Here is a 19,287-nt window from a genome sequence, read left to right as displayed (position 1 = left end):
GAAGACGTGTCTTTGTTATTTTTGTTTAAGATTTATCCATTGTGATATTTGTATAACCATAGCACACCAGATTTTAAGATTGAAGCTAAACGACCAGTAACTGTTCTGTCCATGATGTAGGCAAAACCTTTTTTATCGCCAAGAGAACCTAAGAAACCTTGAACTTTAAGTTCTGGCATTTTTTCTGGTAGAGGCTTGCCTTGCCATTGTAGTTTCATAACATCTGCAATTTGGTCTCCTTGAACTTCAGCAAGTTGTGCACTAGGTGCATGAGGCAAATCTGCACAGTCTCCTACTACGTAAACATTTTTATAGGTTGGAACTTGATGGTATTGGTTAAGGATGACACGGCCATCTCTACTAATATCAATTGGTAAATTTCTAACAATTTCCACAGGTTGAATTCCAGCTGTCCAAACGATTAAATCTAATGGTTCAGGTACATCATTATTGAAAATTTTACCAGGTTCCACACGATTAATATCAGAGTTTGGTACTACTGTTACATCGTTCTTTCTAAACCAATTTTCTATATAACGACTTAATTTTTCAGGGAAACGTCGCAAAATGCGTTCTCCACGATCATATAAGTATATTTGTAAGTCTTTACGACTTTCACGGAGTTCACTCGCTAGTTCGATGCCACTTAAACCTGCACCTACAATACCTACTTTTGCTCCGTTGGGAAGTTCACTAATATGATGAAATGTTTCCCGTGAACTTGATAACGTTTGGATACTGTGAGTATATTCTGCAGCCCCTGGAACATTATGATATTTGTCTTCACAACCAAGTCCAATAACCAATTCATCATAATCTACTTTTGTGTTGCCAACTGAAATAATTTGATCTTCCAAATTAATATCATTAATTTCTCCATACACAATATTGATACGTTCTGAATCAGGGAAATTCATACGAATATCTTTGTCTGATTTAGTACCAGCAGCTAATTCATAGAATTCTGGTTTTAAACCATGATAAGGCATACGATCAATTAATGTAATAGAATAATTTTCAGGAAGTGCAGATGGTAAAATATGAGACATAATGCGCATATTTCCGTATCCGCCACCCAATAGAACTAAATTTTTCATTTATGATACCCCTTTAGTAAAAATGTATTGAGCAATTTGATAAAAATACAACTTATTTTCGTTAATAAATAATATCTTTATCTCTTGTCGTCAATGTAAGTCAATAAATATAATGTGGTTAAATCATATTCGTCTTCATTGAACGAAATACCATTTCATAATAAGCTTACTTAGATATATTATATGCTTTTTTATATACTTCTACAAATAAACATGATGAATTGTAATTTGTAAATATATATCTTTTAAATGCAATATGATTATAACAATATAAAAATATTGTGTGAATGACATTTCATACGAAAATAAGTTTTGTTTTAATTGATTTGTAACAAAAAACGGCAAAATAAATGAATAAATAATATAAGCTAGTAATTGGTCAAAAGCGGTGTGATTTTGTTATAATTGATAAACTGATAATTAATTGAGAGGGTGTAATATGAATCCAATAGTTGAGTTCTGCATTTCGAATTTAGCGAAAGGTGGAGATTATGTATATAATCAACTTGAAAATGATCCAGGTGTAGACGTTTTAGAATATGGTTGTCTACAAAATTGTGGTATTTGCTCAAGTGGCTTGTATGCATTAGTAAACGGTGATATTGTTGAAGGAGAATCACCAGACGACTTATTACAAAATATTTATTCACATATAGAAGAAACATGGATTTTTTAGGGAGGTAATTTTAATGGCAGTAGTTGAACTGACAGAAGCGGCAGCATACGAAGTTAAAGATATGATGGAACAAAATGATATGCCGAATGGCTTTTTGAAAATTAAAGTCAATGGTGGCGGCTGTACTGGATTAACGTATGGTATGTCTGCAGAAGCTGAACCTAGTGAGAATGATGAAATATTTGAATTTCACGGTGTGAAAGTGCTGATTGATAAATATGACATACCAGTATTGGAAGGTACAAAAATTGATTTTAAACAATCGTTAATGGGCGGTGGCTTCCAAATCGACAATCCAAATGCAATTGCATCTTGTGGTTGTGGTAGTTCATTCAGAACTGCAAAAGTTTCTGGGTCACCAGAAGATTGTTAATAATTGTAAATAGAGTTTTTATAGACTATAGTTCGACTAAGTGAGGTGAGAACTATAGTCTTTTATCTGTTTATGTGAAAAAACAAACAATATATGCGTTTCGGCTTGAAAATAAACTATAAAAACTATAAAATTAGTGTTGGATGAAAAATGTCTTTTTTGTGAATTTCTATGAAAATCAGTATATTAAAAAAGACGATCGCAACAAAAAAATTATGAAAGCTTAGGTGAATGAAATGGCTCAAGAACGTAAAAAAGTTTTAGTTTTAGGCGCTGGTTACGCTGGGTTACAAGCTATTACCAAATTACAAAAGCAACTTTCGGCTGATGAGGCTGAAATTACATTAATTAATAAGAATGATTATCACTATGAAGCGACTTGGTTACATGAAGCTTCAGCTGGAACAATTAGTTATGAAGATGTTTTATACCCAGTTGCAAGTGTGATCAATAAGAATAAAGTAAACTTCATCAAAGCAGAAGTTACAAAAATCGATCGCAATGCTAAAAAAGTAGAAACTGATGCGGGTATTTTTGATTTTGATATTTTAGTTGTTGCTTTAGGTTTCGAAAGTGAAACATTTGGTATTAAAGGTATGAAAGATCATGCTTTCCAAATCGAAAATGTTTTAACTGCTCGTAAATTAGCGCGTCACATTGAAGATAAATTTGCTAACTATGCTGCATCAAAAAATAAAGACGATAAAGATTTAGCTATTATCGTTGGTGGTGCAGGATTTACAGGTGTTGAATTCTTAGGTGAATTGACTGATCGTATCCCTGAGTTATGTAACAAATATGGTGTAGATCAAACAAAAGTTAAAATTACTTGTGTAGAAGCTGCTCCAAAAATGTTACCTCAATTCTCTGATGAATTAGTAAACCATGCAGTAAGTTATTTAGAAAGCAAAGGTGTTGAATTTAAAATTGCTACACCAATCGTTGCTGCAAATGAAAAAGGTTTCGTAGTTAAGGTTAACGATGAAGAACAACAATTAGAAGCGAATACAGTTGTATGGGCTGCTGGTGTTCGTGGTAGCAAATTAATGGAAGAATCATTTGAAGGTGTGAAACGTGGCCGTATCGTTACTAACCAAGATTTAACAATCGATGGATATAATGATATTTTTGTAATAGGTGATTGTTCTGCATTTATTCCAGCTGGGGAAGAACGTCCATTACCTACAACAGCACAAATTGCTATGCAAGAAGGCGAGCACACTGCTAAGAACATTAAAAATATCCTAGAAGGTCAACCAACTCAAGAGTTTGAATATGTTGATCGTGGTACAGTTTGTTCTTTAGGTGCTAACGATGGCGTTGGCGTTGTTTATGGTAAAGATATCCAAGGTAAAAAAGCTGCATTTATGAAAAAAGTTATCGATACACGTGCGGTATTCAAACTTGGTGGCGTAGGCTTAGCATTTAAAAAAGGTAAATTTTAATAACTGATAAATACTAGATGTATATCTAGTAGTATAAATATTGAGGCTGAGACTATTTTATGTCTCAGCCTCAATTATTATATGTATGTTTTTATAAGTATAGACTGTAAATTATTTTTAATAATGGATAGGGATTAATAAATGATACAATGTGACTGAATAAACTGAAATGAGGGATGATTGATGAAAGCAATTATAAATAACACTGCTAAGGTTGAACAAGATACAATCATTGTTGGTGTACCTGAACACTTAAATCAATTAGAGGCAATAAAAATAGGTGAAGAAGATTTAAAAGACTTATTATCACCTTTAAAGGAACATCAAGTCTTTAGCACAAATGTTGGAATAATATCGACTACATTTTTTAAAGTAGAAGAGAAAGCGCATAAGTTGATTACTGTAGGATTAGGAAATACTAAGGAATTAGGATACAATGATTATTTAAAAATATTCGGTAATTTATTTCAAGCTTTAAATAGCAGTAGAATCACTGAAGCTTCACTGTTATTTAATTCATTTAAATCTCAAAAAGTCGAAAAGGAAATAATCGCTGAAATTCTTGGTCAGCAAAGTGAACAATCAATTTATCATTTTGATGGTTATAAATCCAATAAATCAGCGCCTTATCAATTAAAATTAGAGATACATACAGAAGAAGATGATATTGCAAAATCTATTGAAAATGGTGAAGCAATTGCAACTGCTGTTAATTTAGCTCGTGATTATAGTAATATACCACCTAATATATTAACACCTGCTTATTATGCAGAACTGATAGAAAACCAATTTAATGACACTAATGTATTTGTTGATATCAAAGATAATAAGACTTTACAAAAAGAAGGTTTTGGGTTAATTCATGCAGTTGGTAAAGGTTCTAAAAATGGACCACGTGTAATTACATTGACTTATAATGGTGGCAAACCAGGAGAAAATCCTATTGCACTTGTAGGTAAAGGCATTACTTATGATTCAGGTGGTTATTCAATTAAATCTAAAACAGGTATGCAGACCATGAAATTTGATATGTGTGGCTCAGCAAATGTAATAGGAATGATTGAAGCTGCTCGTAAATTAGCGCTGCCATTAAATATTGTTGGTATTATTGCTGCTGCTGAAAATATGGTGAATGAAGAAGCGATGAAACCAGATGATGTTTACACAGCGCTAAGTGGGGAGTCTGTAGAGGTTTTAAATACAGATGCAGAAGGACGTCTTGTTTTAGGTGACGCTGTATTCTACGCTAATCAATTTCAGCCAAATATAATATTAGATTTTGCAACTTTAACTGGTGCTGCTGTAGCTGCGTTAGGTGAAGATAAAGCTGCCGTTTTTAATCAAAATGCTGAAGACACTTTAAAATCTATTCTAAGTCAAGCAGAAATTATGGATGAAAAAGTCTTTGAATTACCGATTACTGCTACAGAACAAGGACTGATAAGAAAAAGTGAGGTAGCTGATTTAGTCAACCATACCAATGGTCAAGGTAAAGCATTGTTTGCGGCAACATTTATCAATCATTTTGCAGGTAATACACCACATTTACATTTTGATATCGCAGGGCCTGCTACTACGAATAAACCAAGTTATAAGGGGCCAGTTGGGCCTACAGGTTATCTAATATCAACAATCGTACAATGGTTACGTAACCTGTAAAATAAACAAATTGAAGTTAAGAAAACATATGCTTCAAGTTAATTTTTAGTAGATTAACTTGAAGCTTTTTTAACTTATATAAAAAGGTTGGCAAGTTTATGAAGCATGTCTCATTTTAGTATAAAGTTTTGAATAAATATATCTAAAGATAGGATTGACAATTTGATAAGCAATTGTTATTATAAATCTCGTGATACTTTAGTTCGATAACGTAATAAAGGAGTTGTGCTTTTGTGATAAATGCAGTTGTTATAGCAGTGGTACTGATGATTGTACTCTGTTTATGTAGATTAAATGTTGTTATAAGCTTATTTATCAGTGCACTAGTTGGTGGCTTAATCGCAGGTATGAGCGTCACAGACATTGTATCTGTATTTGGTAAAAATATTGTTGATGGTGCTGAAGTAGCATTAAGTTATGCTTTATTAGGTGGATTTGCTGCGTTGATTTCTTATAGTGGTATTACAGACTATTTAGTAAATAAGATTATCAATGCGATTCATGCAGAAAACAGTAAAATGTCACGTATTAAAGTTAAAGTTATTATTATCGGTGCACTATTAATTATGAGTGTAATGAGTCAAAACTTAATACCTGTACATATTGCATTTATCCCAATTGTAATACCTCCATTAATAAGTTTGTTTAATGAACTTAATATAGATAGAAGACAAATTGCAATAATTATTGGCTTTGGTTTATGTTGGCCATATGTTTTATTACCATATGGTTTCGGTCAGATTTTCCACCAAATCATTCAAAGTGGATTCTCTAAAGCAGATCATCCAATTGAAATGGGTATGATATGGAAAGCAATGCTGATTCCATCATTAGGCTATATTGTTGGCTTAATCGCAGGTATTTATTATTATAGAAAACCTAGAAAATACTCTGAACATAAAGACATTAAAGATATGAGTGAAATTGAAATTAGACCTTATGTTCTCGTAGTAACGATTATTTCTATTATTGCTACTTTTTTAGTACAGATGTTCACTGATTCTATGATATTTGGAGCTTTAGCCGGCGTACTTGTTTTCTTCATTTCACGTGCTTATAAGTGGACTGAGTTAGATCAAAAATTTGTAGATGGTATTAAAATCATGTCATTTATAGGTGTTGTGATTTTATCAGCAAATGGTTTTGCAGGTGTAATGAATGAAACAGGAGATATAGGTAATTTAGTAAGTGGGCTTAGTGGTGTTATTGGAGAAAATAAATTAGTTAGTATTATTGTAATGTACATTATTGGTTTGGTCGTGACTTTAGGAATTGGCTCATCATTTGCTACAATACCTATTATTGCAACGTTGTTTGTGCCATTAGGTGAATCTTTGGGACTAAGTACCATGGCATTAATTGCTTTGATAGGAACGGCGAGTGCATTAGGAGATTCGGGGTCACCTGCGAGCGATTCAACATTAGGTCCTACAGCAGGTTTAGATGTTGATGGTCAACATGATCACATTCGTGATACATGTATTCCAAACTTTGTTTTTTATAATATTCCTCTAATCATTTTTGGCACTATTGCAGCTATGATATTATAGACCTAAGAATAAGAAAAAGAGGTGTCTTCAATGGCAAATATGCTTGATGCTTTAAAGATAAAAGTAGAGCGACAAGAACATGGACTTATGGTTATGTCTATGCCAGTCACAGATGAAGTGAAACAACCATTTGGCTTTTTACATGGTGGTGCGAGCTTAGCGCTTGGAGAGACAGCATGCTCAATGGGAGCTGCTGACATTATTGACACAGAGCATTTTATTCCTTTAGGTCTCGAAATGAATGCAAATCATATAGGTTCGACGACTGAAGGAACGATATTTGCGACTGCTACAATCATTCATGAAGGTAGTACAACCCAAGTTTGGAACATAGATATCAAAGATCAAAATGATAGACTGATATGTGTTATGAGAGGTACAATTGCCATTAAATCACGTAAACGGCAGTAAGGCATTGAAGTATTAGATTAATGATATTTACTTTAATGAAATCAGATTTTTAAATGCTAATTAAGTTTTAAAAATAAATTATATGTAAAGGACTCATTCACAGTTAGCGGATGAGTCCTTTCAGAAAATAGACAAACCTCCTTCGTATTAATTTGCGAAGGGTTTGTTTATTTTCTAATTATATCGTTTTTTCAAATAGGACTTTTCCCCTTGAACTAATCTTTATTCTTTAATTTCATTATTTAATTCTTCTTGAAAATAGAGTGTGTCCTTCTCAGCTAATTCAGTTGTATACTTATTCTTATTTGCATTTGCTTTAATATGCGTAGCATCAATAAATAAAGATGAGTAATCTATTAAATTATTTTGATAGCTATTTCTTATATTTTCTCAAATATTTGTCTTCGACAAGTTCATATATAAAATTTAAATCTAATATCGCATCGACTTTACGTAATAAATGACTATTAGCGACTAAGTCAAAGATAGAAATCATTTCATATTGATCTCTTTTATCAATTGATTTATTCAACATAATAAACACCACCACTGCTTAATTTATATATATTATAATATTGGCAGTGATTTATGCCGACTCCTGCGGAAATAGCACTAGCCGAAGACTACAGGCTAAGGTAGTGCCCGCGGAAAGCGTGCATAAAAAACTGCCAACAAAGTCAGAGACTTTGTCAACAGTCTTAGCCATTTCAATTTTTAGAAATTCAAATCAATGAGACAAGATAGTCTCTGAATTAGTAATATTTTAGTGTGATATTGGCAGTGATTTATGCCGACTCCTGTGGGAATAGCACTAGCCTAAGACTACAGGCTAAGGCAGTGCCCGCGGAAAGCGTGCACAAAGAAACTGCCAACAAAGTCAGAGACTTTGTCAACAGTCCTTTTTGATAACATAGTATTTGAAATTTTTGATGCTGCTTCACAGGCACCCATGATATTTCATTCAAAAGGGCTGAGTTTTAAGTCGGCTAGACCACCTGATACAAATAAATAGGGTTAACCATTCTAAATGAGCAGAAGTAGAAGGCAGCCCTGAATCTGACACAGTTGCGTCATCATTTGTAATGATTTGTTTGATAATCAGCTGTTGCATTAATGTATCTTTGAAACCTGTTATGGAATAAAAAATACGCATTCCTGATATTGGAATGCGTAATTAAATGATATTACAATTTTGTATCTTTTAAGTCTTCTTGTATGTCATCACGTTTTGTTCTTTTTGAAGCGGGTGTCTTCAAATTATATGCTGATTTAATAATAAGGTGACTTGCTAACGGCCCCGTGATCAAAATGAATAATATACCGATAAGTAATTGCATATTTACATAACCTTCACGACCTATGAAATATAAGAAAACACCACTTATAAGTAACATTGCTCCTAATGTAGCAGCTTTACCAGCAGCATGCGCACGTGCATATACATCATCTAAACGTAAGAGGCCAATCGCAGCTAGTGCACTTATGAGTGAGCCAAGGATAACCAAAATAAGAGCTATACTAATGATGATCGTTGTTATCATGCTCAATCACCTTACCTTTATCCATATATTTTGCAAACACTGCAGTTCCTAAAAACGCTAAAATACCAATTAATAAAATGGCAACCATCATATATTTAGTACCCAAGAAAATACTAAATAGTGCTACAATCGCCATCAGTTGGATACCCATTGCATCAAGTGCCACAACCCTATCAGCAAGAGAAGGGCCGATAATGACACGAACAAGCATACCAAACATTGACAATGTTACAATAACTAATGCCACGATTAATATCACGTTGTAGTTCATTAATACTCGCCTACCTCTCTTACCACTTTTTCAAGTGATGATTTAATACTTTCAATTTCTTCTTCTTTAGTACTGAAATCAATACTGTGAATATATATTTGTTTGCGATCATCACTGATACCTAGAACAATCGTACCAGGTGTGAGTGTAATCAAGTTTGATAACAACACAATTTGCCAATCTTTTTTCAAATCTGTTGGATACGTAAAAAAGGCGGGTTCATTGTTAATTTTAGGTTTAGTAACGATTCTAATAACATCAATATTTGCTTTAACTAATTCTACTAAAAAGACGATAAATAATTTTATAATTTTATAAATAGTAATAATATAAAATCTACCGGGTAAGACACCACGCATCAGGAATACTAACAATTGACCAAATATATAACCTAATAGGAAATTATTAAATGTATAGCTACCTGTTACAAATAGCCAAAACACTGATAAAATTAAATTTACTAATATTTGAATTGCCATATTATTTGCCCCCCAATACGCTGTCTATATAAACACTAGGATTATAGAATGTTTCGGCAGCATCTTTTATGATTGGTTGTAAAAAGTCAGCGGATAGGCCAAATATTACTGATATAGCAACTGCAATAACAGCTACTGTTAAAATACCTTTGTATTGCAGTTTAGGGTTGACTTCATAACCTTCAGATTCTCCGAAGAAACCTTTTAAGAAAATACGAATAACTGAGTAAAGTACAACTAAACTAGATAATAAAACAATCATACCACTTAAATAAAATCCTTTTTCGAAAGTAGCTTGAACAATGTAATATTTTCCATAAAAACCGCTTAACGGTGGTATACCGGCTAAACTCAAAGCAGCGATAAAGAAAGACCAGCCTAATACAGGGTAATGTTTGATTAAACCACCATACTTACGTAAATCGTGTGTCTTGGTGATTTTATACATGACACCAATTAAGAAAAATAGTGCTGCTTTAATCAACATGTCATGTAATGTATAATAAATTGCTCCCATCATACCGGCCTGATTCATCATTGCTACACCTACTAAAATGACACCAACAGCAATCATAATATTATAAATTATGATTTTTTTAGTATCAAAGTAGCTAACTGCGCCTACACAACCAAAAATAATTGTAAGTAAGGCTAAGAATAAAATGGTGTACAGTGAAAAGTTAGAAGAATCACCAAAGAATAAGCTTGCTGTTCTAGCTATTGCGTAAACGCCAACTTTTGTTAACAATGCACCAAAGAAGGCAATAATTGCTATAGGTGGCGCATAATAAGCGCCTGGTAGCCAGATATACATTGGGAACACACCAGCTTTTGTAGCAAAGACAAAGATAAACATAATAAATATAATACTGATAATTCCTTTATCTTGTGTTGACAGTTGACTTAATTTTTCACTAATATCTGCTAAATTCAATGTGCCTACAACAGAATAAAGCATTGCGACGGCTATAACAAAGAAAGCAGAAGATGTCACATTCACAAGTACATATTTTATCGTTTCACTCAATTGAACTTGTGTGCCACCAATAACTAATAAAATATAAGATGCCATTAAAAATACTTCAAAGAATACGAAAAGGTTGAAAATATCACCAGTTATAAATGACCCTATAACACCAGTGAGCATAAACATTATGGCAAAATAATAGTAATATGTTTCACGCTCGATACCTACAGATTGATATGAATATAAAATAATCAACATCGTTACAATTAAACTTGTAATCACAAGTAAAATACTAAAAATATCTGTAACAAAAACAATACTATATGGTGCATCCCATGAACCAAGTTCGAGTTTTATAGGTCCATCTCTGAGAATATTTTTTAAATTTATAAAAGCAAAAATTAATGTAATTGCAGTACCTGTTAATGCAACGTAGCGTTTAATTTTAGGGCGTTTACCAATAAAAATTAATGCAATAATTGTTAACATTGGTATGACGAGTAATGAAATAATAAGATTACTCTCTATCATTATCTAGCACCCCTTTCATACTTTCTACGTTGTCTGTACCTAGTTCTTTATAGCTTCTAAAAGCCAATACTAAGAAAAAGGCTGTTACAGAAAATGAAATTACTATTGCTGTTAATATGAGTGCTTGTGGAATTGGATCTACATATGAAGTGAACCCTTTTTCATAAATAGGGACTTCACCTTTCTTAAGACCACCCATAGTTATTAAGAATAAATTAGCTGTATGTGTTTGTAATGTAGTCCCAATAATGATGCGTATCAAACTTTTAGAAAGAATGAGATAGACGCTCATTGTAGTGAGAATACCACAAACAAAAATCATCACTATTTCCATTACTCATTCTCTCCAATCGCTAATATTATAGTCATTATTGTGCCAACAACCGCACATAAAACACCTAAATCGAAAAATGTGGCAGTGTGCATTTCTATAGGTTTTAAAATACCTAATGGAATCTCAAATGGCGTATGCGTAAAGAAGTTTTTATTGTATAGCCAACTCGCCATAGGTGTAGCTAAACAAAAGAATAACCCGATACCAATGAGTTTCTTGAAGTCCCATGGGTATATTTTACGCATAGTCTTAATATCGTAAGCCACTGCTACAATCACAAGTGAACTTGATAGTAGTAGGCCACCGACGAAACCGCCACCAGGTGTATAATGTCCTGTTAAAAATAGGTGTAAACCAAACATAACGATTAAGAAGAAAATCACGATAGCTGAGTATTGGAAAATTAAATTATTTTTCTGTCTTTTCAATGTGAGTTCCTCCTTCATCATTTGGTTTGTTTTTATAACGAAGTTTAATCATTGTGTAAACACCTAAACCTGCAATACCTAGTACAGAGGATTCGAATAAAGTATCGGTACCACGGAAATCAACTAGAATAACGTTGACCATGTTTGTACCATGTGCTAAATCATATACATGCGCTTTATAAAATTCTCCAATTGAGCCAAAGTGTCTATTACCGTAAGTGATTAAACCTAATACTGTTACAACGGTACCAGCACCGATGGCAATAATAATGTTCAGCCATTTATATGAAGTTGATTCGTTGTGTCTATTTAAATTCGGCAAATGATAGAAACATAATAAGAACAATGCAGTAGAAATAGATTCTACAACAAATTGCGTCAATGCTAAGTCTGGTGCACCAAAGAAAATAAAGAAGATCGCTACTGCATATCCTACTGCACTTGCCATGATGATACTGAATAGGCGAGAGCGTGCAAATATAATCATAGATGCTGCTGTAATGATAATGACTACGATGATCAATTCAAATGGTCTGATTTCACTAACATCTTTGAAGTTAACACTGAATGGTGTTACTAATAATGTCACAAGTGTGATTACGATTAAAGACGCGAAGATGATTAATAAGTTATTACGAGTAAACCCAGTAACGTAAGTGTTAGTAAATTGACTTGAATAGCCTGGGAATACCGTTCCAAATTTATCATACCAATAATTGATTGTTAGTTTTGTAGGTTGTGCTTTTAATAAGCTAATCCAATAACCAAAGCTAAGTATTAACAAAATTCCAGCGATGTAAATGCCTAATGTTGAGAAAAAGGCTGGTGTAAATCCATGGAACATATGAAACTCAGCTGTTGCGTTAGTATTATGACTGATTGCGTTTACTGCTGGTTCAATGATTGTCCCAGTCAATATTGAAGGGAAGAACCCAAAAACAATGACGAGTATTGCTAATATACCTGGAGAAATTAGCATTAATTTTGAAACTTCATGAGCTGATTTTGGTAAATTATTTGGTTTATAGCTACCTAAGAATATTTGACCAATAAACCTAACAGCATAGACAAAAGTGAATACGCTACCTAAAATTGCCACGATTGGTATGAGTATACCAATACTATTTAAACTGAAGATATTAGCGTGCGTAACTTCAATCATACTTTCAAGAAATTTCTCTTTTGATAAGAAACCATTAAATGGAGGAATACCTGCCATACTCAATGATGTAATTAACGTAATGGTAAAAGAAATTGGCATGATGGTTACTAAGCCACCCAATTTATTGACATCACGTATTCCCGTACTGTGATCAATCGCACCAGTTACCATAAATAATGCACCTTTAAAAGTAGCATGATTTATAAGGTGAAACACAGCTGCCGTAAAGGCAGCAACGTAAATTTGACTGTCTGAGCCTTCGAAATGATAACTAACTGCTCCGATACCTAACATTGACATAATCATGCCAAGTTGTGAGACAGTTGAAAAAGCTAAGATACCTTTTAAGTCTTGTTGCTTTGTTGCATTTAACGATGCCCAAAACAGAGTGATTAGCCCCACTGCAGTAATCGTCCAAATCCAACCTTGTGAAAGCGCGAATATTGGTGTCATACGTGCAACTAAATAAAGACCAGCTTTAACCATTGTTGCTGAATGCAAGTAAGCACTAACTGGCGTTGGCGCTTCCATTGCATCTGGTAACCAAACATAGAATGGAAACTGAGCTGATTTAGTCATCGCTCCTATGATTACAAAGATCATAGACAATATAAAGTAAGGGCTTGTTTGGATTTCAGACGCATGATTAATGAGTGTTTGAATACTAGTAGAATTACCTGCAAGTGATAGTAAAATAAGTCCACCTAGCAGAGAAAGACCACCCAACACAGTTATGAGCATTGATTTTTGTGCACCATAAATAGATGCTTGTTTTGTTCTCCAAAATGAAATGAGTAGAAAACTTGAAAAGGAAGTTAACTCCCAAAACAGATATAAGATAATGATATTATCTGATAATACGACCCCTAACATGGCACCCATAAAAAGCAAAAGGTAACAATAAAAATGACCTAATTGCTCTTGTCGACTTAAATAACTAATGGAATATAATACAACCAAGCTTCCGATGCCAGTTATTAGTAAACTGAATAATAAGCCTAAGCCATCAACGTATAAATCGAAATTCATGCCAAAATGAGGCATCCAATTTACTTTATGTACTACGCTTTTGCCTGACATTGTTGTCGAAATGATTGATAGAAAATATATAAATAAGACGACGGGGATAGGTAACACAAACCATCCTAAATGTATACGCTTATGTATGCGATATACAATTGGAATAATGAGTGCAAATATTAACGGTAATAATACCGCTATATGTATCAAACTCATTATTTTATCCTCCTTTTTAAAATAGTATAAGGTCATTATACATGAATAAGACTATTCTGAAAAACCACGTTAACCCTTGTGGAGCTTTAATTTAAAGTTTGTTTTAAATAAGAAGAAACACGGTATTTTTATTCAAAATTTTGTTTATATTGAATTGAATAATCTTTTTTTAATTGTGCTAAATTAGCAAGTGAGCAATTAGCATATTCAGTATTTTCTTCTTTTAATTTATTTTCTAAATTTGTAATTGCAATTTGTAAAGATTGTATATAATCCAGTTCTTCTACATTAAATGGTCTAAGTTTGGATTTTGACGTATAACGCTTTTCAAATTGACTTAAAGCTTTGCGCTCGTGAAAAAATACATTCTTCGTTTCATTTGGATGGTGCAAGTCACCTTGCTTTGGATGTTTAATGACCTGTTCAATTTGAACAAGTACTTGATTGTCATCCTCTTCTATAACAGATACACCATAACTTCCAGTTTTATGTGCAAAACGATATAACATAATTCAATACACCCCTCATTTTATGTTAGAATACATATATCATCTTAACATGAAATGGAGAATAAAAATGTCGAACTATCCTCAGCTAAATTCAGAAGTAAACGAAAATGAAATAAAAATGGTTATGCATACGAATAAGGGTGATATGGCTTTCAAATTATTACCTGATATTGCACCTAAAACAGTAGAGAACTTTGTTACACATGCGAAAAATGGCTACTATGATGGTATTTCTTTCCATCGTGTCATCAATGACTTCATGGTACAAGGAGGCGACCCAACTGCAACTGGTATGGGTGGTGAAAGTATTTATGGAGGTCCGTTTGAAGATGAATTTTCACTTGAAGCATTCAATCTATACGGTGCTTTATCAATGGCAAATTCTGGTCCGAATACTAACGGTTCACAATTCTTTATTGTTCAAATGAAGGAAGTACCAGAATCTATGCTTAGCCAACTTGCAGATGGTGGTTGGCCGGAACCAATTGTCAAAGCTTATGGTGAAAAGGGTGGTACACCTTGGTTAGATCAAAAACATACTGTTTTTGGTCAGTTATTAGAAGGTGAATCTACGTTAGAAGATATTGCTGCAACAAAGGTAGGACCGCAAGATAAACCTTTACATGATATCACGATTGATTCGATAGACATTATTGAAAAATAATATAAAACGTAGTTTGAACGGTAGTAAGTAAAACGATCTTTTATCGTTTTGAATTTTAATGAAACATTAATCGATTATATTAAAAATATAGAGAAGTCTAAGAGGCTGGGACAAATTAATTGTTCCAGCCTCTTACTATTATATTGATATTTTTTAGTTATCTTTGTCAGAACATGGCGATGCAAACACATTAAATAAAATCACTTTCTGACCAATCATTTGATATTTTTTATTTTGAAAGGATTGAATCAAGTAACATTCTTAGGAGTTGTTCAAATACCTTTGTATAATGAGATGCAATCCCAATTCAAGCAAGTATTGTATAACTGAATTTTGAAAAATCGTGAAATTTTTCTAGGTAATATTAGTACCATTGAATGATTTATGCTATTATGAACATGTTAAGTAAAACGAAATAAGGGGTTATCACGTTGAATAATCACTATAAAGTAGGTCAACATATCAAAGTTCGTGTGACTGGTATTCAACCGTATGGCGCTTTTGTAGAAACCCCTGACAATACTGAAGGATTAATCCATATTTCTGAAATTATGGATGATTACGTCCATAATTTAAAAAAGTTTTTATCGGAAGGACAAATTGTCAAAGCGAAAGTCATTTCAATTGATAAAGAAGGAAAGTTAAATCTTTCTTTAAAAGATAACGACTATTTTAAAAATTATGAACGTAAAAAAGAAAAGCAATCAGTATTAGATGAAATTAAAGAAACCGAAAAGTATGGGTTTCAAACAATTAAAGAACGCTTACCGGTTTGGATTAAACAGTCCAAAAACGCGATAAAAGATGAACAATCATCTTTTAAAAAACACTAACATCTTATTTTAAGATGTTAGTGTTTTTTATTTGTAAGGTAAATTTGTAAGTTAAGATAACACTATAAAACTATATGCGTGAGCATATAGTTTTATATTTAAAATCAGGAAAGTTAGAATTAAAATCGCTTAAAGTGATTATGCAATGACACTTAAGTATATTGTATATTAGGAGGATTTAATTTAATGGACAAAAAATTTCAACCGTTATTTGAAAAATTAAAATTACCAAATCAAGTTGTTTTAGATAATCGATTTGTACTAGCCCCATTAACGCATGTTTCATCTAATGATGATGGTACGATTTCTAATGAAGAGGTTGTGTACATGGAACAACGTTCTAAAGATGTTGGTTTAGCAATTTCAGCAGCAAGCAATGTTACAGATTTAGGTAAAGCTTTTCCTGGGCAACCTTCAGTAGCGCATGATTCTAATTTAGAAGGCTTAAAACGTTTGGCAAAAGCTATGAAGAAAAATGGTGCGAAAGCGGTTGTCCAAATACATCACGGTGGTGCACAATCTTTACCTAATTTAACGCCTGATGGTGATGTTGCGGCACCAAGCCCTATATCATTAAAAAGTTTCGGTGAGCAAGAAGTCCATCAAGCACGTAAAATTACTAATGATGAAATTGAATCAACAATAAAAGCATTTGGTGAAGCAACTCGCAGAGTCATTGAAGCTGGCTTTGATGGTGTTGAAATTCACGGTGCAAACCATTATTTAATCCATCAATTTGTATCTCCATATTATAATCGTCGTAATGATGAATGGGGAGAAGACCGTTATAAATTTGCTACAAGTGTAGTAGACGAAGTAACTGAAACTGTTAAAAAATATGGTAGTAAAGATTTTATCGTTGGATATAGATTTTCTCCTGAAGAAGCTGAATCTCCGGGTATAAGCATGGAAATTACAAAAGAACTAATTGAGCTATTAATAGAAAAAACTTTAGATTACTTACATGTTTCATTAATGGATATTCACTCTCAAACACGTGAAGGCCAGTACAAAGGGCAAGAACGTATTAAACTCATTTTAGAGTGGATTAATGGACGCATGCCACTAATAGGTATAGGATCTATCTTTACGGCTGAACAGGCTATTGAAGCAATTGAATCAACAGGTGTAGAACTCGTCGCATTAGGACGAGAAATCTTGTTGGATCATAATTTTGTAAGTAAAATTAAAGATGGAAAAGAAGATGAAATTCTATCTCACTTTGATCCACAAAGAGCAGATAAACACCATCTGCCACCAAAATTATGGGAACAATTTAATAAAGGCTTTTACCCATTACCAAGAACAGACAATAAATAAAATCTTTGAATATGAAGATGTTTATAGTATTTAACACCACTATATTTTCATAATGAAGGTAAGTATAAACATTTTACTAATGAAGCAACGTCAATTTCTATTGAATATATATAGAAATTGACGTTTTTTGTTTGTATAAAATTTTGATGAACGTTAAAGTAACCTTTTATATTTATAACAGTCAATGGTTGTTGCTGCTGACGTTTTTTAGGCAGATATAGCATATATGTCGGAGATATTTAACGATTTTTTATATAAAATATTATAAATTTCAGACACTAAAATTAGCATAAATCTTGTGATAGTGATTTTAATCAAGAAGAATTAATAAATTTATTAAAATTGGCTTGTGTAAACAGTCGGGAATGTGTCATTATATTAATGTAAAGGCTTACATTTTGATAGCTATATTCTAAATTTAATATTTAAAAGTTGCTATGTGAGTTCTGTATCTACGATTTTATAGTATTTTCGGAAAATAGTTTTCGTAAGTGAATAAATACGTTATGCTATGAATGAGTATTGCCAATAAATTATTATATAATTCATACAAAGGGGAGATATTATGTCAAGATCTGAAGAAATCATTGAATTAACAAATCATTACGGTGCGCACAATTATGTGCCGCTTCCAATTGTAATTTCAGAAGCTGAAGGTGTATGGGTTAAAGATCCTGAAGGAAATAAATATATGGATATGCTATCTGCTTATTCTGCAGTAAACCAGGGTCACAGACATCCTAAAATTATTCAGGCTTTAAAAGATCAAGCTGACAAAGTGACTTTAGTATCACGTGCATTTCATAGTGATAACTTAGGAGCATGGTATGAAAAAATATGTAAGTTAGCTGGTAAAGACAAAGCCTTACCTATGAATACAGGTGCAGAAGCAGTTGAAACAGCATTGAAAGCTGCGCGACGTTGGGCTTATGATGTGAAAGATATTGCACCTGATCAAGCTGAAATTATTGCATTCAATGGTAACTTCCATGGTCGAACAATGGCGCCAGTATCATTGTCATCTGAACCAGAATATCAACGAGGCTATGGTCCATTATTAGATGGGTTCCGAAAAGTCGATTTTGGTAACATAGATGCTGTTAAAGAAGCAATCAATGAAAATACAGCTGCTATTTTAATTGAACCTATTCAAGGAGAAGCAGGAATCAATGTCCCACCAGAAGGTTATTTAAAAGAAATTAGAGAATTATGTGATGAACATAATGTATTATTTATTGCTGATGAAATTCAAGCAGGACTTGGACGTTCAGGAAAATTATTTGCTACTGATTGGGATGATGTAAAACCAGACGTATATATTTTAGGTAAAGCTCTAGGCGGTGGTGTATTCCCAATATCAGTTGTATTGGCTGATGAAGAAGTATTGGGCGTATTTACGCCTGGTTCACACGGATCAACGTTTGGTGGTAATCCATTAGCGTGTGCTGTATCAATTGCAGCCTTAGATGTATTAGTTGATGAAGATTTAGCAGGACGTTCTTTAGAATTAGGTGAGTACTTTAAATCAGAACTTGAAAAAATCAATCATCCAGCAATTAAAGAAGTACGTGGTCGTGGATTATTTATTGGTATAGAACTAAATGAAAATGCTAGACCTTATTGTGAAAAGTTAAAAGAAGAAGGTTTATTATGTAAAGAAACACATGATACAGTAATTAGATTTGCACCACCTCTTATTATTTCCAAAGAAGAATTAGACTTTGCATTGGATAAAGTAAGAAATGTTTTTAAATAAAAATGTTCTGTAACTTAAGTTTTGAAAACCCTTTAAAAAGCAAAA

The 19,287-nt window shown here is 32.9% G+C and carries 20 protein-coding genes; 10 read left to right on the top strand and 10 right to left on the bottom strand.

Features of this window, described 5'->3' with window-relative positions:
• Window positions 1–32: 32 nt before the first annotated feature.
• Window positions 33–1,097 (bottom strand): NAD(P)/FAD-dependent oxidoreductase, encoded by a 1,065-nt coding sequence (locus tag FYJ81_RS04375; protein ID WP_107384599.1) that lies wholly within the window; start codon window positions 1,095–1,097, stop codon window positions 33–35.
• Window positions 1,098–1,536: 439 nt separating this feature from the next.
• Here FYJ81_RS04375 and FYJ81_RS04370 point away from each other — a divergent pair, with 439 nt between their 5' ends.
• The 6 genes from FYJ81_RS04370 to FYJ81_RS04345 all read left to right on the top strand — a co-directional run bounded on the left by FYJ81_RS04370 (window position 1,537) and on the right by FYJ81_RS04345 (window position 7,211).
• On the top strand, window positions 1,537–1,773 hold the full coding sequence (locus FYJ81_RS04370) for a YuzB family protein (RefSeq protein ID WP_019469672.1): 237 nt from the start codon (window positions 1,537–1,539) through the stop codon (window positions 1,771–1,773).
• 13 nt (window positions 1,774–1,786) lie between these two features.
• A complete protein-coding gene (locus tag FYJ81_RS04365) occupies window positions 1,787–2,146 on the top strand; it encodes a HesB/IscA family protein (RefSeq protein WP_107384600.1) in 360 nt (119 codons plus the stop codon).
• Window positions 2,147–2,382: 236 nt separating this feature from the next.
• A complete protein-coding gene (locus tag FYJ81_RS04360) occupies window positions 2,383–3,591 on the top strand; it encodes an NAD(P)/FAD-dependent oxidoreductase (protein WP_154409348.1) in 1,209 nt (402 codons plus the stop codon).
• A 183-nt stretch (window positions 3,592–3,774) separates the two neighbouring features.
• Entirely contained in the window at window positions 3,775–5,250 is a 1,476-nt protein-coding gene (locus tag FYJ81_RS04355) for a M17 family metallopeptidase (RefSeq protein WP_107386373.1), read from the top strand.
• Window positions 5,251–5,483: 233 nt separating this feature from the next.
• Complete coding sequence (locus tag FYJ81_RS04350) at window positions 5,484–6,800, top strand: Na+/H+ antiporter family protein (RefSeq protein WP_019469668.1); 1,317 nt, start codon at window positions 5,484–5,486, stop codon at window positions 6,798–6,800.
• A 30-nt stretch (window positions 6,801–6,830) separates the two neighbouring features.
• Entirely contained in the window at window positions 6,831–7,211 is a 381-nt protein-coding gene (locus tag FYJ81_RS04345) for a hotdog fold thioesterase (RefSeq protein ID WP_154409347.1), read from the top strand.
• Window positions 7,212–7,584: 373 nt separating this feature from the next.
• Here the strand turns inward: FYJ81_RS04345 and FYJ81_RS04340 are convergent, their stop codons facing one another.
• The 9 genes from FYJ81_RS04340 to kapB all read right to left on the bottom strand — a co-directional run bounded on the left by FYJ81_RS04340 (window position 7,585) and on the right by kapB (window position 14,669).
• Window positions 7,585–7,746: a hypothetical protein gene (locus FYJ81_RS04340; protein ID WP_154409316.1), complete on the bottom strand. Its 162-nt coding sequence runs from the start codon at window positions 7,744–7,746 to the stop codon at window positions 7,585–7,587.
• Between the two features lie 649 nt (window positions 7,747–8,395).
• Window positions 8,396–8,752: a Na+/H+ antiporter subunit G1 gene (locus FYJ81_RS04335; protein WP_107384605.1), complete on the bottom strand. Its 357-nt coding sequence runs from the start codon at window positions 8,750–8,752 to the stop codon at window positions 8,396–8,398.
• The gene (locus FYJ81_RS04330) at window positions 8,730–9,023 is read right to left on the bottom strand and encodes a Na(+)/H(+) antiporter subunit F1 (protein ID WP_046208018.1); all 294 of its coding nucleotides are present in this window, start codon (window positions 9,021–9,023) and stop codon (window positions 8,730–8,732) included. The genes FYJ81_RS04335 and FYJ81_RS04330 overlap by 23 nt, the downstream gene beginning before the upstream one ends.
• Window positions 9,023–9,502: a Na+/H+ antiporter subunit E gene (locus tag FYJ81_RS04325; RefSeq protein WP_154409346.1), complete on the bottom strand. Its 480-nt coding sequence runs from the start codon at window positions 9,500–9,502 to the stop codon at window positions 9,023–9,025. Before FYJ81_RS04325 ends, FYJ81_RS04330 begins: the two co-directional genes overlap by 1 nt.
• A 1-nt stretch (window position 9,503) precedes the next feature.
• Window positions 9,504–11,000, bottom strand: a complete 1,497-nt coding sequence (locus FYJ81_RS04320; RefSeq protein WP_107386491.1) for a Na+/H+ antiporter subunit D — start codon at window positions 10,998–11,000, stop codon at window positions 9,504–9,506.
• Complete coding sequence (gene mnhC1 / locus FYJ81_RS04315) at window positions 10,987–11,334, bottom strand: Na+/H+ antiporter Mnh1 subunit C (protein ID WP_154409345.1); 348 nt, start codon at window positions 11,332–11,334, stop codon at window positions 10,987–10,989. Before mnhC1 ends, FYJ81_RS04320 begins: the two co-directional genes overlap by 14 nt.
• Complete coding sequence (locus FYJ81_RS04310; protein WP_080760407.1) at window positions 11,334–11,762, bottom strand: Na(+)/H(+) antiporter subunit B; 429 nt, start codon at window positions 11,760–11,762, stop codon at window positions 11,334–11,336. The genes mnhC1 and FYJ81_RS04310 overlap by 1 nt, the downstream gene beginning before the upstream one ends.
• On the bottom strand, window positions 11,743–14,160 hold the full coding sequence (locus tag FYJ81_RS04305) for a Na+/H+ antiporter subunit A (protein ID WP_154409344.1): 2,418 nt from the start codon (window positions 14,158–14,160) through the stop codon (window positions 11,743–11,745). Before FYJ81_RS04305 ends, FYJ81_RS04310 begins: the two co-directional genes overlap by 20 nt.
• A 128-nt stretch (window positions 14,161–14,288) precedes the next feature.
• Window positions 14,289–14,669 (bottom strand): sporulation phosphorelay system protein KapB, encoded by a 381-nt coding sequence (kapB, locus tag FYJ81_RS04300; protein WP_107386489.1) that lies wholly within the window; start codon window positions 14,667–14,669, stop codon window positions 14,289–14,291.
• Window positions 14,670–14,736: 67 nt separating this feature from the next.
• Between kapB and FYJ81_RS04295 the strand changes: the two genes are divergently transcribed.
• From FYJ81_RS04295 to FYJ81_RS04280, 4 genes are all read left to right on the top strand, one after another.
• A complete protein-coding gene (locus FYJ81_RS04295) occupies window positions 14,737–15,333 on the top strand; it encodes a peptidylprolyl isomerase (protein ID WP_107505098.1) in 597 nt (198 codons plus the stop codon).
• A 431-nt stretch (window positions 15,334–15,764) separates the two neighbouring features.
• Entirely contained in the window at window positions 15,765–16,166 is a 402-nt protein-coding gene (gene ygs / locus FYJ81_RS04290) for a S1 domain-containing post-transcriptional regulator Ygs (protein WP_046208025.1), read from the top strand.
• Window positions 16,167–16,352: 186 nt separating this feature from the next.
• Window positions 16,353–17,486, top strand: coding sequence for an NADH-dependent flavin oxidoreductase (locus FYJ81_RS04285; RefSeq protein ID WP_154409343.1), 1,134 nt, complete (start codon window positions 16,353–16,355; stop codon window positions 17,484–17,486).
• A 565-nt stretch (window positions 17,487–18,051) separates the two neighbouring features.
• Window positions 18,052–19,242 carry an ornithine--oxo-acid transaminase gene (locus tag FYJ81_RS04280; RefSeq protein ID WP_107386656.1) on the top strand — a complete coding sequence of 397 codons (1,191 nt, stop codon included), beginning with the start codon at window positions 18,052–18,054 and terminating at the stop codon, window positions 19,240–19,242.
• Window positions 19,243–19,287: the final 45 nt, after the last annotated feature.

This window comes from Staphylococcus sp. McC-251-APC-3A2 (assembly GCF_009695665.1).
In the GTDB taxonomy this organism is placed as follows: domain Bacteria; phylum Bacillota; class Bacilli; order Staphylococcales; family Staphylococcaceae; genus Staphylococcus; species Staphylococcus cohnii.
The sequence above is the reverse complement of the archived record's forward strand: the minus strand, read 5'-3'. Positions and strand labels throughout refer to the sequence as shown.

What these genes read in the sequence shown, in the direction of transcription:
- FYJ81_RS04375 (WP_107384599.1), bottom strand. Translation starts at nt 1,097, where the DNA reads ATGAAAAATTTAGTTCTATTGGGTGGCGGATACGGAAATATGCGCATT.
- FYJ81_RS04370 (WP_019469672.1), top strand. Translation starts at nt 1,537, where the DNA reads ATGAATCCAATAGTTGAGTTCTGCATTTCGAATTTAGCGAAAGGTGGA.
- FYJ81_RS04365 (WP_107384600.1), top strand. Translation starts at nt 1,787, where the DNA reads ATGGCAGTAGTTGAACTGACAGAAGCGGCAGCATACGAAGTTAAAGAT.
- FYJ81_RS04360 (WP_154409348.1), top strand. Translation starts at nt 2,383, where the DNA reads ATGGCTCAAGAACGTAAAAAAGTTTTAGTTTTAGGCGCTGGTTACGCT.
- FYJ81_RS04355 (WP_107386373.1), top strand. Translation starts at nt 3,775, where the DNA reads ATGAAAGCAATTATAAATAACACTGCTAAGGTTGAACAAGATACAATC.
- FYJ81_RS04345 (WP_154409347.1), top strand. Translation starts at nt 6,831, where the DNA reads ATGGCAAATATGCTTGATGCTTTAAAGATAAAAGTAGAGCGACAAGAA.
- FYJ81_RS04340 (WP_154409316.1), bottom strand. Translation starts at nt 7,746, where the DNA reads ATGTTGAATAAATCAATTGATAAAAGAGATCAATATGAAATGATTTCT.
- FYJ81_RS04335 (WP_107384605.1), bottom strand. Translation starts at nt 8,752, where the DNA reads ATGATAACAACGATCATCATTAGTATAGCTCTTATTTTGGTTATCCTT.
- FYJ81_RS04330 (WP_046208018.1), bottom strand. Translation starts at nt 9,023, where the DNA reads ATGAACTACAACGTGATATTAATCGTGGCATTAGTTATTGTAACATTG.
- FYJ81_RS04325 (WP_154409346.1), bottom strand. Translation starts at nt 9,502, where the DNA reads ATGGCAATTCAAATATTAGTAAATTTAATTTTATCAGTGTTTTGGCTA.
- FYJ81_RS04320 (WP_107386491.1), bottom strand. Translation starts at nt 11,000, where the DNA reads ATGATAGAGAGTAATCTTATTATTTCATTACTCGTCATACCAATGTTA.
- mnhC1 (WP_154409345.1), bottom strand. Translation starts at nt 11,334, where the DNA reads ATGGAAATAGTGATGATTTTTGTTTGTGGTATTCTCACTACAATGAGC.
- FYJ81_RS04305 (WP_154409344.1), bottom strand. Translation starts at nt 14,160, where the DNA reads ATGAGTTTGATACATATAGCGGTATTATTACCGTTAATATTTGCACTC.
- kapB (WP_107386489.1), bottom strand. Translation starts at nt 14,669, where the DNA reads ATGTTATATCGTTTTGCACATAAAACTGGAAGTTATGGTGTATCTGTT.
- FYJ81_RS04295 (WP_107505098.1), top strand. Translation starts at nt 14,737, where the DNA reads ATGTCGAACTATCCTCAGCTAAATTCAGAAGTAAACGAAAATGAAATA.
- FYJ81_RS04285 (WP_154409343.1), top strand. Translation starts at nt 16,353, where the DNA reads ATGGACAAAAAATTTCAACCGTTATTTGAAAAATTAAAATTACCAAAT.
- FYJ81_RS04280 (WP_107386656.1), top strand. Translation starts at nt 18,052, where the DNA reads ATGTCAAGATCTGAAGAAATCATTGAATTAACAAATCATTACGGTGCG.